This window comes from uncultured Proteiniphilum sp. (assembly GCF_937873925.1).
Taxonomy (GTDB): domain Bacteria; phylum Bacteroidota; class Bacteroidia; order Bacteroidales; family Dysgonomonadaceae; genus Proteiniphilum.
In genome coordinates, this window is sequence record NZ_CALNAT010000083.1 from 14,238 (window position 1) to 28,971 (window position 14,734).

The 14,734-nt window shown below is 45.1% G+C and carries 17 protein-coding genes; 11 read left to right on the forward strand and 6 right to left on the reverse strand.

Going from position 1 to position 14,734, the window contains the following annotated elements:
• Positions 1 to 7 precede the first annotated feature (7 nt).
• Together yajC and nusB are read right to left on the reverse strand one after the other, a co-directional pair.
• Positions 8 to 322, reverse strand: a complete 315-nt coding sequence (gene yajC / locus Q0502_RS05910) for a preprotein translocase subunit YajC (RefSeq protein WP_298648373.1) — start codon at positions 320 to 322, stop codon at positions 8 to 10.
• A gap of 26 nt (positions 323 to 348) precedes the next feature.
• Positions 349 to 1,275, reverse strand: coding sequence for a transcription antitermination factor NusB (gene nusB / locus Q0502_RS05915; protein ID WP_298648376.1), 927 nt, complete (start codon positions 1,273 to 1,275; stop codon positions 349 to 351).
• A gap of 80 nt (positions 1,276 to 1,355) precedes the next feature.
• Here nusB and Q0502_RS05920 point away from each other — a divergent pair, with 80 nt between their 5' ends.
• The 4 genes from Q0502_RS05920 to Q0502_RS05935 all read left to right on the forward strand — a co-directional run bounded on the left by Q0502_RS05920 (position 1,356) and on the right by Q0502_RS05935 (position 3,338).
• On the forward strand, positions 1,356 to 1,487 hold the full coding sequence (locus Q0502_RS05920) for a hypothetical protein (RefSeq protein WP_298648379.1): 132 nt from the start codon (positions 1,356 to 1,358) through the stop codon (positions 1,485 to 1,487).
• A 207-nt stretch (positions 1,488 to 1,694) separates the two neighbouring features.
• A complete protein-coding gene (locus Q0502_RS05925) occupies positions 1,695 to 2,273 on the forward strand; it encodes a 50S ribosomal protein L25/general stress protein Ctc (RefSeq protein ID WP_298648381.1) in 579 nt (192 codons plus the stop codon).
• A 17-nt stretch (positions 2,274 to 2,290) separates the two neighbouring features.
• Entirely contained in the window at positions 2,291 to 2,851 is a 561-nt protein-coding gene (gene pth, locus Q0502_RS05930; RefSeq protein ID WP_298648384.1) for an aminoacyl-tRNA hydrolase, read from the forward strand.
• Positions 2,852 to 2,933: 82 nt separating this feature from the next.
• Entirely contained in the window at positions 2,934 to 3,338 is a 405-nt protein-coding gene (locus tag Q0502_RS05935; protein ID WP_298648386.1) for an RNA-binding S4 domain-containing protein, read from the forward strand.
• Positions 3,339 to 3,347: 9 nt separating this feature from the next.
• Here the strand turns inward: Q0502_RS05935 and Q0502_RS05940 are convergent, their stop codons facing one another.
• A complete protein-coding gene (locus tag Q0502_RS05940; RefSeq protein WP_298648389.1) occupies positions 3,348 to 4,064 on the reverse strand; it encodes a 2-phosphosulfolactate phosphatase in 717 nt (238 codons plus the stop codon).
• Between the two features lie 75 nt (positions 4,065 to 4,139).
• On the opposite strand from Q0502_RS05940, the gene Q0502_RS05945 reads away from it, so the two are divergent.
• The 6 genes from Q0502_RS05945 to Q0502_RS05970 all read left to right on the forward strand — a co-directional run bounded on the left by Q0502_RS05945 (position 4,140) and on the right by Q0502_RS05970 (position 9,569).
• Positions 4,140 to 4,763, forward strand: coding sequence for a Maf-like protein (locus tag Q0502_RS05945; RefSeq protein WP_298648392.1), 624 nt, complete (start codon positions 4,140 to 4,142; stop codon positions 4,761 to 4,763).
• Between the two features lie 200 nt (positions 4,764 to 4,963).
• Positions 4,964 to 6,343: an aspartate kinase gene (locus Q0502_RS05950; protein WP_298648395.1), complete on the forward strand. Its 1,380-nt coding sequence runs from the start codon at positions 4,964 to 4,966 to the stop codon at positions 6,341 to 6,343.
• A 91-nt stretch (positions 6,344 to 6,434) separates the two neighbouring features.
• Positions 6,435 to 7,064: a hypothetical protein gene (locus Q0502_RS05955; protein ID WP_298648400.1), complete on the forward strand. Its 630-nt coding sequence runs from the start codon at positions 6,435 to 6,437 to the stop codon at positions 7,062 to 7,064.
• Complete coding sequence (locus tag Q0502_RS05960) at positions 7,061 to 7,369, forward strand: transcriptional regulator (RefSeq protein WP_298648402.1); 309 nt, start codon at positions 7,061 to 7,063, stop codon at positions 7,367 to 7,369. Before Q0502_RS05955 ends, Q0502_RS05960 begins: the two co-directional genes overlap by 4 nt.
• A 103-nt stretch (positions 7,370 to 7,472) precedes the next feature.
• Complete coding sequence (gene creD, locus Q0502_RS05965; protein WP_298648404.1) at positions 7,473 to 8,921, forward strand: cell envelope integrity protein CreD; 1,449 nt, start codon at positions 7,473 to 7,475, stop codon at positions 8,919 to 8,921.
• 174 nt (positions 8,922 to 9,095) lie between these two features.
• Entirely contained in the window at positions 9,096 to 9,569 is a 474-nt protein-coding gene (locus Q0502_RS05970; RefSeq protein WP_298648406.1) for a CYTH domain-containing protein, read from the forward strand.
• Positions 9,570 to 9,591: 22 nt separating this feature from the next.
• Here the strand turns inward: Q0502_RS05970 and hflX are convergent, their stop codons facing one another.
• The 3 genes from hflX to mnmA form a co-directional block, all read right to left on the reverse strand.
• Positions 9,592 to 10,815 (reverse strand): GTPase HflX, encoded by a 1,224-nt coding sequence (gene hflX, locus Q0502_RS05975; protein WP_298648409.1) that lies wholly within the window; start codon positions 10,813 to 10,815, stop codon positions 9,592 to 9,594.
• A 201-nt stretch (positions 10,816 to 11,016) separates the two neighbouring features.
• Positions 11,017 to 11,517 carry an outer membrane beta-barrel protein gene (locus Q0502_RS05980; RefSeq protein WP_298648412.1) on the reverse strand — a complete coding sequence of 167 codons (501 nt, stop codon included), beginning with the start codon at positions 11,515 to 11,517 and terminating at the stop codon, positions 11,017 to 11,019.
• Between the two features lie 149 nt (positions 11,518 to 11,666).
• A complete protein-coding gene (mnmA, locus tag Q0502_RS05985) occupies positions 11,667 to 12,743 on the reverse strand; it encodes a tRNA 2-thiouridine(34) synthase MnmA (protein ID WP_366521768.1) in 1,077 nt (358 codons plus the stop codon).
• A gap of 443 nt (positions 12,744 to 13,186) precedes the next feature.
• On the opposite strand from mnmA, the gene recJ reads away from it, so the two are divergent.
• A partial coding sequence (recJ, locus tag Q0502_RS05990) for a single-stranded-DNA-specific exonuclease RecJ (RefSeq protein ID WP_298648416.1) occupies positions 13,187 to 14,734 on the forward strand: 1,548 nt, incomplete at its 3' end.

The window sequence follows — 14,734 nt, forward strand, 5'->3', positions numbered from 1 at the left end:
CCCGGTTTTAATTGGTCTGTGCTACATCGGCCGATGAGGCGTAAACCGAACCTTTTTCGAATTTTAATTTTACGCCATCAGCTACCTCCACCAGAAACCATGTGTCGCCTACCTCTCTGATCCTTCCGTGGATACCTCCTGACGTGACGACCTTGTCTCCGGATTTCATGGCTTCGCGGCTCTTCTGCAGATCTTTCTGCTTTTTCTGTTGCGGCCGTATCATAAAGAAATAAAATACGGCAAAAATGGCAACCATCATTAACAGGGTACCGCCCATACCGCCCATGCTTCCGCCTGGGGCTGCTTGTAATAAAACATTCATAAGAGTTGTTGTTTAAGTGTTTATAATTAATTTTTAAAGATACGTTTTTCTTTTTTTATTTCCTGCACAATAGCATCTAAAATTCCGTTGATAAATGTGCCGCTTTTGGGGGTGCTGTACGATTTGGCGATTTCGATATATTCGTTCAGCGAAACATTGGTGGGGATGGATTCGAATGTAAATATCTCAGAAAGAGCTACTTGCATTATAATGAGATCCATGAATGCGATGCGGTCGAAATCCCATTTTTCGGTATGTTTCTCGATAAGTCCGCGGTATTCCTTTTCGCCCAGTATGGAATGGTGCAGCAATTTCAGGGCGTATTCCCTGTCTTCCTCATCTTTAAACATCGGTAACAGGGGCTGATCGTTGCCCTTTTCTGCCGAAAACTTTTTGATAGTCTTCATTACAAAGGTTTGCACTATCTCCACATCATCGTTCCAGTAAATGCATTCGTCCTCCAGGATATCATCCAGTTCTTCGTTCAGGTAGATGAACTGTTTGAAGGTTTTCCTCCAGAATTCCTGGTCTTCTTCATAGGTAGGGGAGACGATTGCAGTATACTCTTTATAGGTATCCGAAGAAAGTATGGCGTCTAACAGATTTTTGACGAATACCTCATTCGTATTCCAGGACATGGGCCGTTCCGCAAGCTGTTTTTGAAATTGCCTGTTCTCTCGTAACTGCAGGATGAACCTGTTATCAATCAGATGGGTATTGGGGTGCAGATCTTCCTCCGTCGGCAGGAATTTATTCCGTTTTGTTTCCACGCGGTTTTGATACGAATCGGTGAGCTCCACTATCAGAAGGAGTAAAAAATAGTAAAGATCGTATGATTTCTGCAGGCCGAACAAGAGCTCTTTTTCGGCGTTACGCAAATCTTTATTCGTATTTTGGTACCATGCATAGACCAATTGTACTACCCTGATACGAATTAAATTTCTGTTAATCATTGTCTCAATGAACTTAGTTTTAGCCCTGCAAAAGTAGTTAATTTTTCGGTATTAAACATATTGTTGAGCGAAAAGTGAATATGTTGTGCAAAATCAGCGAGACAGCCGACCGATTATTATCAACAAATTTCGTAGATTTGCAAATATTGCTGAAAGAGGCGTATGTGATGCAGATCCTCACTACCGGGATGACAAGCCTATGGGACGGCTGATGAGTATCCGGGCAGAGGATCTGAAAAAGAGCAAAATAATTTATGCCAAAGAAGCGTTGGATTGTTGTTTAATAAAAGGGAAATCATTACCTTTGCGCCGCTTTTTGAAAGCTCCCGTGTGATGGGAAATAAAGAAAGCAACTATTTCCGAAAGAAATAGTGTGATGAAGTCGAACTTTATTTTGAGTAACACAAACTATTTTAAAAATGAAAACTTTTGAATTAAAAGGCGAGATCAGAGACGATTTCGGTAAAAAAGCGGCCAGGGCCTATCGCGGTGAAGGGCTGATCCCATGCGTTGTATACGGCGGACATGGCGAGGAAAATGTGAATTTCGTAGTGAAACAGAGCGAAGTGCGCAAATTGATTTACACTCCGGAGGTCTTTCTGGTAAATCTCGACTTTGGTAAAAAGAAGCTGCAGGCCATTGTGAAAGAGATGCAGTTCCACCCGGTGAAGGATGCCATTCTTCATATTGATTTCCTGTATGTGTTCGAAAATGCACCGGTAGTGATCGAGATCCCTGTTCGTCTGGAAGGCCTGGCTGAGGGTGTGAGAGCCGGTGGTAAGTTGTCACTCGATATACGTAAACTGAAGGTGAAAGCATTGCCGGCCAAATTACCCGAAGAGTTGGTTGTGAACGTTGAAAAGCTGGAATTGGGTAAATCTATTCAGGTGGGACAATTGAACTTCGAAGATATTGAAATATTGAACGCCAAGAATGCCGTTGTTTGCCGTGTTCAACTGACGCGTGCCGCAAGAGGGGCAGCAGCAAAGGCTGATTAAGTAAAAGAATGTGACAGATGAAATATTTGATTGCGGGATTGGGAAATATCGGACCCGATTATGAGCAAACCCGCCACAATATTGGATTTATGGTATTGGACGCTTTTGCTAAGGCGTCCAATGCTGTTTTTGAGGACAGGCGATACGGTTTTGTCGCTGAAACGCGGCTCAGGAATAAATCGCTTGTTCTGCTCAAACCCTCTACCTTTATGAACCTGAGCGGAAACGCTATCCGCTACTGGTTGCAGAAAGAGAAGATCGAGAACGAAAACCTGCTGGTTGTGGTCGATGATCTGGCATTGCCTTTCGGGACGCTTCGCATGAAATCGAAAGGAAGTGATGCGGGACATAACGGCTTGAGACATATTCAGGATCTGATAGGGCAAAACTATCCGCGACTCAGATTCGGTATCGGGGATCATTTTCCACGGGGCACGCAGGTCGATTATGTATTAGACCGATTCTCGGAAGAAGAACAGCGCCTGTTACCCGAACGTATCGATATGGCGGTGGATATGATCCGCAGCTTCTGTCTGGCGGGTGTCCATACTACAATGAATCAATACAACAACAGATAGATCCGGTACTCTCACCGTTTTTATACTGTTTCTTTTTCTTGTAAGGTGATCTTGATTCTACTAATCTGATAATCTTAAAATAATGGATGAAGTAAGGATAGATAAATGGTTATGGGCGGTGCGTATCTTTAAAACCCGTACCGTCGCTTCCGAAGCCTGTAAGAAGGGGCGGGTAATAATCGGTGACGTTGCCGTGAAACCTTCAAGGAATATCAGGGTGGGAGACATCATTGAGGTGCGGAAACCACCGGTTACCTTTTCATTCAAGGTATTGGACCTGACAGACAAGCGCATGGGAGCTGCTAAGGTGCCTCAGTTCATGGAAAACGTGACGTCCCCCGACCAGTACGAACTGCTGGAACTGAACAAGATCAGCGGGTTTGTCGACAGGCAAAGAGGGACCGGACGTCCTACCAAGAAAGAACGACGCCATTTGGAACAGTTTACCGACTCATTTGATTTTGATAATTTTGACTGGGAGGACTAAGGGTATATTTCAATGTGAAGCCCTTATTTTTTTTTCGTTCTTATGGTAATACGGTACAACCGGGGCCGTATTCATTTGCAGACAATAGGCTGCGTCGGCCTCAACGCCGTTTTCCACGAGCCGGTGGTAATGGTCGCTCTTTTTTACGTATTCCAGCAGGTGGTCTTTTGCCTGTTGCCATAACTCCATTGCGATCCTCACGCTATCCGACCCTATGATAAGTTCATCCTTTTCCCCTAATTTCTCTGCAAAAGCCCCGCCAAAGAGCATATCTTCAATATTTATCCTGTTTTCCCATCCGGCGCAGAGGATCACTACCCGTTCCGCCGACCGGAGAGATGCTTCCAGTACTGCGTCGATATTGGAAAAAGTGCCGATAAACAGTTGCCGGCATCCTCTCGCCGCCTGGATAGCCTGTGTCCCGTTAGTCGTGGTAAACACTACTTCCTTACCGGAAACCCTCTCCAATGTGTAGTCCGACGGAGAGTTGCCGAAATCGGCAAAATCGCATTTGCGCGCATTGCGTTCTGCCCCGACAAGGAATCCTTCCGACTTGTATTGTTTGGCTTCTTCTATTCCGGCTACAGGGATAATTGACTCCGCCCCATTATGTAGCATCTTACATATGGTGGCGGAGGCACGGAAGACATCCACCACGACCACTGTGTCGTTCTCTTTCTTATAATAAGGATATAATGCTGGAGAGGTACAAATATCAAGTATCATACGCATACGTTATGCACAAAAGTACAAAATAAAGCCTTTTTTTGTATCTTTCGGGCTCAACTAATTTTCATCATTATGGATATTACCAGTCAACGGCCAGACTGTTTCCTCAAAAATAACCGGCCTTCACTCAACACTTATCACCTTATCCTCGCCTCCAATTCGCCCCGGCGGAAAGAGCTGCTTGCCGGTATCGATGTGCAGTATGAGATCCGTACGTTACCCGATATCGACGAATCGTATCCCGGAACACTCCCTCACGAAGAGATTGCCGGGTATCTTGCGCGGAAAAAAGCATTGGCATACCTCTCTGAACTGAGGGACGATGAGCTGCTGATCACTGCCGATACGATCGTGTTATTGAACGGCTTGATCCTGGGAAAGCCCGCCGGTAAAGAGGATGCGAAGCGCATGTTGAGTATTCTTTCGGGAAAGACCCACCGCGTAATTACCGGCGTTTGCCTTACCTCGACCGGCAAGCAGATAGGTTTTTCCGATACCGCCTGTGTTACTTTCGGTAATCTGTCGGAAGAAGAGATCGATTATTATCTTATGGCATACAACCCCATGGATAAGGCGGGCGCCTATGGAGTGCAGGAATGGATCGGTTATGTGGGGGTAGAGAAGATAGAGGGTTCTTACTTCAACGTGATGGGATTGCCTATTTTTAAGGTATACCGGGAGTTGAAGCGGTTTTAGCAATCACTTTCTCCCTTTCCGTTGTCATGAGAAAAATAAAAAAATGTATCTTTGCGTCCCGGGTGCTCATGAGTTAATGTGCTTAGGAGGGAAGTGGTTTGGAGGGAAAGTTGATTTGACAATTTGGCTAAGAATAGAAGTCACAAGTGAAGAATCGAACTCAACCTTTGCTTAATTTGTAATTCTAATTCATAATATATATGCTGACAGTAGAAAAAATCGGGGGTACCTCCATGTCTCAATTTCAGGATGTGCTTCAAAACATTATCAAAGGAGACCGTAAGGGAGATGAGTTGTATAACCGCATCTTTGTGGTTTCGGCTTATAATAATGTAACCAACTGGTTGCTGGAACATAAGAAGACCGGCGAACCTGGCATCTACAATAAGTTTCTGAACGGGGAAGATTACAGTAGCGCGTTGGATTCATTCTGTCAGCGTCTGCTCCTGATTAACGACGGTTTTGCCGATTACGGGCTCGACCTGAAAGAGGCGCGCGACTTTATCCGTTTTCGGGTGGATCAGGCCAAAACAGTGCTTTACAGCCTCGGGAAAGTGTTGGCGTCGGGTTATGTGGATCCGAAGGCGATCCACCTGGCCGCACGTGAGATTCTGGCATCCATTGGGGAAGCCCATTCGGGATGGAACTCTGTCAATATTCTTAATAACAACGGTATCAATGCCCGTTTTGTAGATCTCTGCGGTTTTAATGATAATGAATCGCTGACCATAGATGAAAGGATCCATAAAGAGTTCAGCGATATAGATTTCGATACTGTACTCTGCATCGCCACGGGATACACCAAAGGGACAGAGGGTATTATGCGTGCTTTTGACCGGGGCTACAGCGAGGTGACTTTCAGCAAGATAGCGGTCGAGGTGAAGGCCGATGAAGCAGTTATTCACAAGGAGTACCATCTTTCAAGTGCGGATCCCAAGATCGTGGGTGTGGAGAACAGTATCCCCGTGGGACATACCAACTATATTGTGGCCGATCAGCTGGCCGACATCGGCATGGAGGCCATCCATCCCAAGGCGGCTAAACCGCTGGAACTGGCCGGTATCAATATCCGCATAAAAAATACTTTCGAACCTACCCATCCCGGAACGCTTATATCGCGTGACTATATCTCTCCCGACCCCCGTGTGGAGATCGTTTCCGGCTCGCGGAAAGTGCTTGCCATCGAGGTGCATGACCCCATGATGGTGGGTGAAGTGGGTTTTGACGGACATATCATGCAGTATTTTGTGAAATATGGGGTGAGTTATATTCTGAAATCGACCAATGCCAACTCCATTACAATGGTGGTGTGGGATAACGAAAAAAGCAGGGAGCTGATCAACGTACTCGAAGAGGTTTTCTACCAGGTGAATGCCAAGGCGGTGGCGATCGTATGCGTGATGGGCACCAATATCGCCCTTCCCGGTTTCCTGTACAGGGCAACAAAAGCATTGTATGAAAAAGGGATCAATGTGGAGAGCTTTGCTCAGTCGTTAATGCAGGTCAATATGCAATTTGTAATCCAGCGTGAACGGTATGAAGAAGCAGTGATCGTGCTGAACGAAGCGTTGTGCAAGTGAAGAATCCGTGTTAAATATATTTAAATAAGCTCTTCATATAAGAAGAGTTTATTTTTATTTATTTACTTTGTATCTCAAAGTACTTTTAAATATGAAGAATAACGAAGCAGTCGAGGCAGTAAAAGAGATACGGGGAATGATGGAAAAATCGTCTCGTTTCTTATCGTTCAGTGGTACATCTGCCATTCTTATCGGTTTATATGCGCTGGCAGGAACATTTGTTGCCTATGGCATTCTATCGTCGGTTAAAGATATTCCCGGTGAATTTTCCAGGCCCGTATGGGTTACCATCGTCCCTGATATTACTCTTTTGGCCCTGATTGTTTTTGCGTTATCCTTGTCTACAATTTTGTTCTTCTCAGCCCGGAAAGCGAGAAAAATGGGGCATTCTTTCATCAGCGGACCGGCTTATCGTACATTTCTGAACTTTTTTCTACCCCTTACTGTAGGAGGGATCTTCAGCGTGGCACTTCTTATGGGGGAAAATATAGGAATTATAGCTCCCGCCATGTTACTATTTTACGGGCTATCGCTCATCAATGCATCGAAGTACACATACGGCAGTATTTTCTGGTTGGGATGTTGTGAATTGCTACTCGGACTTATTTGCGCATTCTTTCCTGGAAAAGGACTGCTGTTATGGTCGATCGGATTTGGTGTCCTGCATATTGTGTATGGTATCTATTTCTATTTTCGCGTTGAAAGAGACTCAGCAGCATGATTGAACATCTGGAAAGTATCAACAAAGCGTTCGAGAGCAAAGTCCGGCTGGGGATTATGTCGGTTCTCATGGTGAACGATGAGATCGATTTTAATTCACTGAAGGAATTGCTGGGAGTGACCGATGGTAATCTGGCGAGTCATATCCGAGCACTGGAAAGCCTGGAATACGTTGTTGTTAAGAAACAATTTGTCGGTAGAAAACCGAAAACCACGTTTACCCGAACCGAAAAAGGAGAAAAGGCGTTTCAGGAACATCTTCAGGCATTGGAATCTTTTTTGAAAAATAATATGTCAATGGAGTAATTGATTAATCTGATAATTTAACGAGGTGATGATTCAAATCTGCCCATCGGTAAATCTACTTATTTACCAATCAAACAGTTTTTTATTCTAAACAATTAATCATATGGAAACAACGAATTCTTCAAATCAGACCTCACCACCCCCACCGGAGGGGAGCGGAAATAAGAGAAGTTTCATCGAACGCCATTCCGCAAGTATTAAGCTGGTGGTAATAGGATTCCTGACTCTTTTACTGTTGATCCCGTTAGGAATGATCCGCGGGCTTATCAATGAGCGAAAATTCACTAAAACCAGCGCCGTTCAGGAAATTACCTCGAAATGGAGCGGGGAGCAGGTCATTACCGGGCCGTGTATCGCTATTCCGTATACGCAGGAACGGATGGTGAATGATAAACGTGAAATTGTTACCAAGGATATCCTCTTATTTCCCGAAGCGCTGGATATACAAGGGGATGCGGCAGTGGAAAAACGTAAACGCGGCATTTATGACGCATCGGTCTATAAAGCCGAGATTACTTTGACGGGCGCTTTCGATAGGGGAGAGATTGAAAAGGCGGGTATCAAAAAAGAAGATATAAGGTTTGACAAAGCCCGTGTTATCATGGGAGTCACTGATCTGAAAGGTATTCGCGAGACGGTTTCATTACAACTGAACGGGAAATCCTTTGCCATGGAGCCTGGGATCCCGGTGGAAAATTTATTTACCGGCCCGAACCCGGCTTTGAATGAGTACCTTCCCGAAACAGAAAAATCGGTGGCAGCACCCAATGTTTCTACCGGGATCTTTGCCGCCGGATTGAATGTCCGGCCGGATTCACTGCCCGGAGATACGATGAGGAATGAAAAAATACCGTTTTCCGTAACGTTGTATCTGAACGGATCGATGGGATTATACGTTGTGCCGGTAGGAAAAGTGACGACGGTATCCTTTCAATCGGATTGGACAACGCCGAGTTTCGGTGGCGATTTCCTGCCTGCGAGCCATGAAATTACGAAGGAGGGTTTCTCCGCCAATTGGAAAGTGCTGGATCTTAACCGTAGTTACGGGCAGGTTGTACGTGCTGAGGACAGTTCGGCAATCAATCTGGTGGCTTCATCCCTCTTCGGAGTGAAATTCATTCAATCGGTCGATCAGTACCAGCAGAATTTACGAAGTGTGAAATATGCGGTGTTGATTATTTTGCTCACATTTGTGGTAGTGCTTTTTATAGAACTGATCAAGAAAAATCCGGTCAACCCGTTTCACTATTTACTTGTCGGATTGGCATTGGTACTCTTTTACGCTTTACTCCTCTCGATGTCCGAAATATGGGGTTTTAACCTTGCATACGCCGTGGCCGCACTCATGACCATTATTATGATCACGCTTCATATGGGGGCTATACTTAGGAACCGGAAACAGGGAGTATTGGTGGGATCACTGTTGGCTTTTCTGTATGTTTTTGTTTTCCTGTTGATCCGGATGGAAAGCTACTCTCTCTTAGCCGGCAGTTTGGGGTTGTTTGCTATTCTTGCGGTGATCATGTATTATGCGAGGAAGATAAGATTATAATGCAGGTCGTGATTCAGGATAAGCGGAGAAGAGGAGGTGATCATGCTGAACGACGATATGCCGGTTTGCTGGATGAACAAAGAGGTATTTCCCGCTTTCAAGCAACTACCTGCAAGCGGTCAAACGTGTGATCGGGTAATAAACAAACCATTGGCAAACTAATTTTATAGAATTATGGCACAAGAAATAGAAAGAAAATTTCTGGTCAAGTCCGATGCTTTCAAAAGCGAAGCAGAAAAACAGACACGGGTCATCCAGGGGTATCTCTCCTCCGTTCCGGAGCGTACCGTACGCGTGCGTATCAAAGGCGGCAATGGGTATATTACCATCAAAGGCATAGCAAATGCAAGCGGGGCTTCACGCTACGAATGGGAAAAAGAGATCCCTGTGGCTGAAGTGGAAGAATTGCTTACCATTTGCGAACCGGGAATAATCGATAAAACCCGTTATGAGGTGAAATCCGGTGAATTTACTTTCGAAGTAGATGAATTCTATGGTGAAAATCAGGGTCTCGTCGTTGCAGAAGTGGAACTATCCAGTGAAGACGATCAGTTTGAAAAACCACACTGGTTAGGCGAAGAAGTAACCGGAGACGCCAGATATTACAATTCTATGTTGATGAAAAAGCCTTATACTACATGGCAGTAAACAGTTGATTACGCGGCTCACTTTATTCCTCTTCGTAGTTCTGATACAGGAAATCATTGTAAGGAAACCGTGTAATGTGTATTTCCTTTACCTTATTATAGATCAGTGCTTTCAACTCGTCGATATTATCCCTGTTCCTGGCCGAAATAAAGATGCAGTTCTCCTTCATTTTATTCATCCACGTCTGTTTAAGTTCTTCGAGAGTGTAGTTCTCCCGTTTTTTCGGCGTGAGGTCGTCCTCTTCCTTTACCACATGGGAAAAAGCGTCGATCTTATTGAAGACGAGGATGGAAGGTTTCTCGGTTTCATCGATCTCGAACAGGGTTTTCTCCACCACCTCTATCTGTTCTTCAAAAGCGGGATGTGAAATATCCACCACATGCAGCAGGATATCGGCTTCGCGCACCTCGTCGAGGGTCGATTTGAACGACTCGATCAGGTGGGTGGGGAGTTTACGGATAAAACCGACGGTGTCTGTAAGCAGGAACGGCAGGTTCTCAATGGTTACCTTACGTACGGTAGTATCGAGTGTGGCAAAGAGTTTGTTTTCGGCAAAAACCTCACTCTTGCTGAGCAGGGTCATCAGGGTGGATTTTCCTACATTGGTGTATCCCACCAGCGCTACACGTACCAGTTTTCCCCGGTTCTTGCGCTGGACGGTCTTTTGTTTGTCGATCTCTTTCAGTTCCTGCTTCAGGCGGGAGATCTTGTCGAGAATGATACGTCGGTCGGTTTCCAACTGGGTTTCACCCGGTCCGCGCATGATGGTGCCGCCCCCGCCCCGTTGCCGTTCGAGGTGAGTCCACATACGGGTCAGCCGCGGCAGCAGATACTGGTACTGCGCCAGTTCCACCTGGGCTTTGGCATGTGCCGTCTGGGCGCGCATGGCGAATATATCCAGAATGAGGCTGGTACGGTCCATGATGCGGATTTTGAGCTCCTTCTCGATATTACGAAGTTGGCGCGCCGATAGTTCGTCATCAAAAATGACTACACCCACCTCATTCTCCTCCTCTTTTACATAGTTCCCTATTTCTTCCAGCTTTCCCTTTCCCACGAACGTTACCGTATTGGGCATCTCTAACCGTTGTACAAATCGTTTTCCGGGAGTAAGCCCCGCCGTTTCGGCCAGAAAGGCCAGTTCGTCGAGGTATTCATTCACCTTCTCTTCATTCTGATCAGGTGTGATAAGCCCTACCAGCACAGCGTTCTCTTTTTTTATTTCGTTGGTAATGAAATCTTTCATTAATTGCTTTATTTAGAATTTAGAACCAGGAATCAAGACTTTTCTTTTTATAAGTACCTTTCCGATTTTTCACATCAGTAAATCATTAAATTAACAAAGCGTCTTTACTCTTTGTTCTCTTAAGAAACAAAATCAATTCAAGTGTTTCAACGCATTTTTTGAACGGATAAAACCGTTTTGGAATACTTTACTCTTTATTATTTAAAACCAGAAACCGATTCCCGCCGTAAAGACTACTTGTGAGTAATCGGGGATGAACTGGTATTTTAATTCGAAATTAGCCCGTACCTTGTAGGCGATGTCATGTTGGAAACCAAGGCCCAGGTTGATCCCCAAGCGATGTTTTGTCCAATCCTCCCCGGGAAGGCCGTCGTTCTTTGAGGCATCGTACTTCCATTGGGAGTAATGGAGTCCGGCAACCGGGTATAACGAGGCCGAGAAAGAAACGGGAAAGATATAATGCGCGTCGGCATCCGTCATCCACATACCTTCTCCTTTTCGTTCGAGGAAATAGGAGAACGATGGGGTAAACCGTATATTGTTTGTATAATAATAATGGGCATGCATACCCCCTCCTATGCTGTTGATTTCCGCTCCATAGCCGGCATGAACGCCCAATCCGAAGGTGCCTTCAAATTGCGCCTGCATTTTGGGCATGAATAACAGGAAAAAAAGGAAAACCAAAATAAATGCTCGTTTCATTTGAATAAATATTTAGAGTAAAGAGCCAAGACTAAACTAATGTGCTAATTTATCAATGTGCCGATGTGCTAATTAAATCATTATATCATCCAGTTTTATTGGTATATTATTCACATTATTCACATTATTCACATTGGCATATTGGCACATTAGTAGATCATGCCGCTTCCGAGGCACAGCTTTCTCTCTTTATCATAAACCACTCCGAACTGGCCGGCAGCGATTCCTTGTACCGGTTCGGAGGAATGAATACGGTATATGTCGCCGATCCTTGAAATTCTCCCCGGTGTGAAGTCCGGTGTATGTCTTATTTTGAAGGTAATCTCTTTTTCATCTTCAAAATCACCCCATATATCTTTGGTGATGAATTCAAATCCCTGCAGATTGATGAGCTCTCCGTACTGATACTTCGTGTCATACCCTTTGGAAACATAGACGATATTCCTCTGTATATCCTTTTTGATCACGAACCAGGGGCCGCCACTCAGCCCGAGCCCTTTACGCTGGCCAATGGTGTGGAACCAGAATCCCTGATGTTTTCCCAGGATATTTCCGGTCTCCAGCTCTACGATAAGCCCCTCTTTCCTGCCCAGATAGCGCTCTATGAACTCATTGTAGTTCACTTTTCCCAGGAAACAGATCCCCTGGCTGTCTTTACGTTGAGCTGAAGGTAACTTCTCGCGTGTGGCGATAGCCCGCACTTCCGACTTGAGTAGTCCCCCGATCGGGAACATCAGTTTGGAAACCTGCAGGTAGCTTATCTGCCCCAGAAAATAGGTCTGATCCTTTACACGGTCTTTCGCCGTAGAAAGCCACGTCAACCCGTCCCGTTCCGTGGTGGTGGCGTAGTGGCCGGTCGCTATTTTATCGAACTGATGGCCCCATTTCTGTTCGAAAACGCCGAATTTGATCAGCTTGTTGCACATCATGTCGGGATTGGGGGTCAATCCCCGTTTCACGGAATCGATAGTATAGCGTACCACACTGTCCCAATACTCTTCATGAAGCGATACGATCTCAAAACGGCAACCATATTTCCTGGCTATAAACGATACAATCTCAATATCTTCTTCCGACGGGCAATCGATGTAGCCGTCTTTGTCTTCCATCCCTATTTTTATGTAATAGATAGTGGGGTTGTACCCCATCTCTTTTAGCTGATGTACTACAACCGAACTGTCTACTCCTCCGGAAACCAGTGCCGCTATCTCCATATCTTGCACAATTTGATATACAAAGGTACGAATAAGAATTGAATCGTGGAAAATGGGTTATTTATTGTTAGAAACGAGCATGAGAACCGTTCTCACACAAGAACCTGATTAAAATCGAGTTGCCTCCGGCTAAGATTTTCAAATGAAGTCGGCGATTTCCGCTTCGCTTCAATTGTCATACGATACATTTGAACTATTTGCATTAAGCCAAGTGAGCAAAGTCAAACTTGTTTGTACTTTGCCAGGGCGTGCAAATATCTAACTTTAGTGCAAATAAATAATTTTAATCGTATGAAATAACCGGAAAAGAAAAAAAATAGTATTACCTTTACAACTTCGGAATGGTGTATCAACTAACCATTACCGGGATACTTTGTGGCAGGACTGTTTATGGGTCGGTTGCCGCGTCCCCGAAGCCGATTCGGGATTCGAGAGAAAAGAAAAAAACGATATAAATGACTTACAGATGGAATTATTCAACCCTTACACACGACCAAAAAAATAAAAAAAATGAATTAGCGAAAGAATTAAATTTACATCCCGTTCTTGTTGAGTTGCTTATTAAGAGAGGTATAGAGACAAAGGAAGAAGCAATCGGATTTTTGTATCCTAAACTGAAGGATTTGCATGACCCTTTTCTGTTGCCTGATATGGATGTGGCGATCCGACGGATTGAGCGGGCTCTGGGGAACAAAGAGCGGATCCTTATTTACGGGGATTATGATGTGGATGGTACGACCGCTGTTTCGTTGGTGTACAAGTTCTTTCGGGGGATTACAAGTAATATTGATTATTATATTCCTGACCGGTACGATGAAGGGTATGGCATTTCGTTTCAGGGAATCGATTATGCCGTTGAGACGGGTGTAAAACTCATTATTTCTCTCGATTGTGGTATTAAGGCAGTAAGTAAGGTTGCCTATGCCAAAGAAAAAGGTATTGATTTTATTATTTGCGATCATCACATGCCGGATGATCGGCTTCCGGATGCCATAGCCGTTGTGGATGCAAAACGGCTTGATTCGACCTATCCGTATAACGACCTGTCGGGTTGCGGAGTGGGTTTTAAATTGGTGCAGGCTTTTTCACAGCGAAACGGATATCCTTTTTCCGATATTGAACCCCTGCTCGACCTGGTGGCAGTAAGCATTGCTTCCGATATTGTTCCTCTTACGGGTGAGAACCGCATCATGATGTATCATGGGCTGAAACAGCTCAACTCTAATCCCAGCTTCGGACTGCGGGGTATAATCGAGATCTGCGGGCTGCAACGCAAGCAGATTACCGTGAACGATATCGTCTTCAAGATAGGGCCGCGTATCAATGCATCGGGGCGGATGATGAACGGAAAAGAGGCGGTGGATCTGATGATTGAGAATGACATGACTTCCGCCAGGGAGAAGAGTAAGAATATTGATAAGTATAACGAAGACCGTCGTGAGCTGGACAAGAAGATCACGGAGGAGGCGATAGCATATATCTATAGCTATATTGATATTGCTAAACAGAAGAGTATTGTAATCTATAATGAGACATGGCACAAGGGGATAGTCGGAATTGTGGCATCGAGGCTGACCGAGAGATATTACCGGCCGGCAGTGGTGCTCACCAAGTCGGGAGGAATGATCTCCGGATCAGCGCGCTCTGTTCCCGGGTTCGATGTATATAAAGCAATTGAATCATGCCGTGATATCCTGGAAAATTTTGGTGGACATACCTATGCTGCCGGCTTGACACTGCGGGAGGAGAACCTACCGGCATTTACCGAACGGTTTAATATGCTCTCTTTTGATGGTGTGGAGGCTCGGATGATGCTGCCGCAGATCACGGTCGATGCAGAGATCTCACTTTCGCAGATCAGCCCGGCGCTCATTGCCGGAATCGATCTGTTCAATCCTTTCGGGCCTGAAAATGAAAATCCCATATTTCTCACCCGGGAGGCATTCGATGCGGGGAACAGCAGGCTGGTAATCTGGCTTACCGCCGCAATGTGCATGGCGGTG

What these genes read in the sequence shown, in the direction of transcription:
- Q0502_RS05925 (WP_298648381.1), top strand. Translation starts at nt 1,695, where the DNA reads ATGAAAACTTTTGAATTAAAAGGCGAGATCAGAGACGATTTCGGTAAA.
- yajC (WP_298648373.1), bottom strand. Translation starts at nt 322, where the DNA reads ATGAATGTTTTATTACAAGCAGCCCCAGGCGGAAGCATGGGCGGTATG.
- pth (WP_298648384.1), top strand. Translation starts at nt 2,291, where the DNA reads ATGAAATATTTGATTGCGGGATTGGGAAATATCGGACCCGATTATGAG.
- Q0502_RS05960 (WP_298648402.1), top strand. Translation starts at nt 7,061, where the DNA reads ATGATTGAACATCTGGAAAGTATCAACAAAGCGTTCGAGAGCAAAGTC.
- Q0502_RS05935 (WP_298648386.1), top strand. Translation starts at nt 2,934, where the DNA reads ATGGATGAAGTAAGGATAGATAAATGGTTATGGGCGGTGCGTATCTTT.
- Q0502_RS05980 (WP_298648412.1), bottom strand. Translation starts at nt 11,517, where the DNA reads ATGAAACGAGCATTTATTTTGGTTTTCCTTTTTTTCCTGTTATTCATG.
- nusB (WP_298648376.1), bottom strand. Translation starts at nt 1,275, where the DNA reads ATGATTAACAGAAATTTAATTCGTATCAGGGTAGTACAATTGGTCTAT.
- creD (WP_298648404.1), top strand. Translation starts at nt 7,473, where the DNA reads ATGGAAACAACGAATTCTTCAAATCAGACCTCACCACCCCCACCGGAG.
- Q0502_RS05920 (WP_298648379.1), top strand. Translation starts at nt 1,356, where the DNA reads ATGTTGTGCAAAATCAGCGAGACAGCCGACCGATTATTATCAACAAAT.
- Q0502_RS05970 (WP_298648406.1), top strand. Translation starts at nt 9,096, where the DNA reads ATGGCACAAGAAATAGAAAGAAAATTTCTGGTCAAGTCCGATGCTTTC.
- Q0502_RS05945 (WP_298648392.1), top strand. Translation starts at nt 4,140, where the DNA reads ATGGATATTACCAGTCAACGGCCAGACTGTTTCCTCAAAAATAACCGG.
- Q0502_RS05955 (WP_298648400.1), top strand. Translation starts at nt 6,435, where the DNA reads ATGAAGAATAACGAAGCAGTCGAGGCAGTAAAAGAGATACGGGGAATG.
- Q0502_RS05950 (WP_298648395.1), top strand. Translation starts at nt 4,964, where the DNA reads ATGCTGACAGTAGAAAAAATCGGGGGTACCTCCATGTCTCAATTTCAG.
- Q0502_RS05940 (WP_298648389.1), bottom strand. Translation starts at nt 4,064, where the DNA reads ATGATACTTGATATTTGTACCTCTCCAGCATTATATCCTTATTATAAG.
- hflX (WP_298648409.1), bottom strand. Translation starts at nt 10,815, where the DNA reads ATGAAAGATTTCATTACCAACGAAATAAAAAAAGAGAACGCTGTGCTG.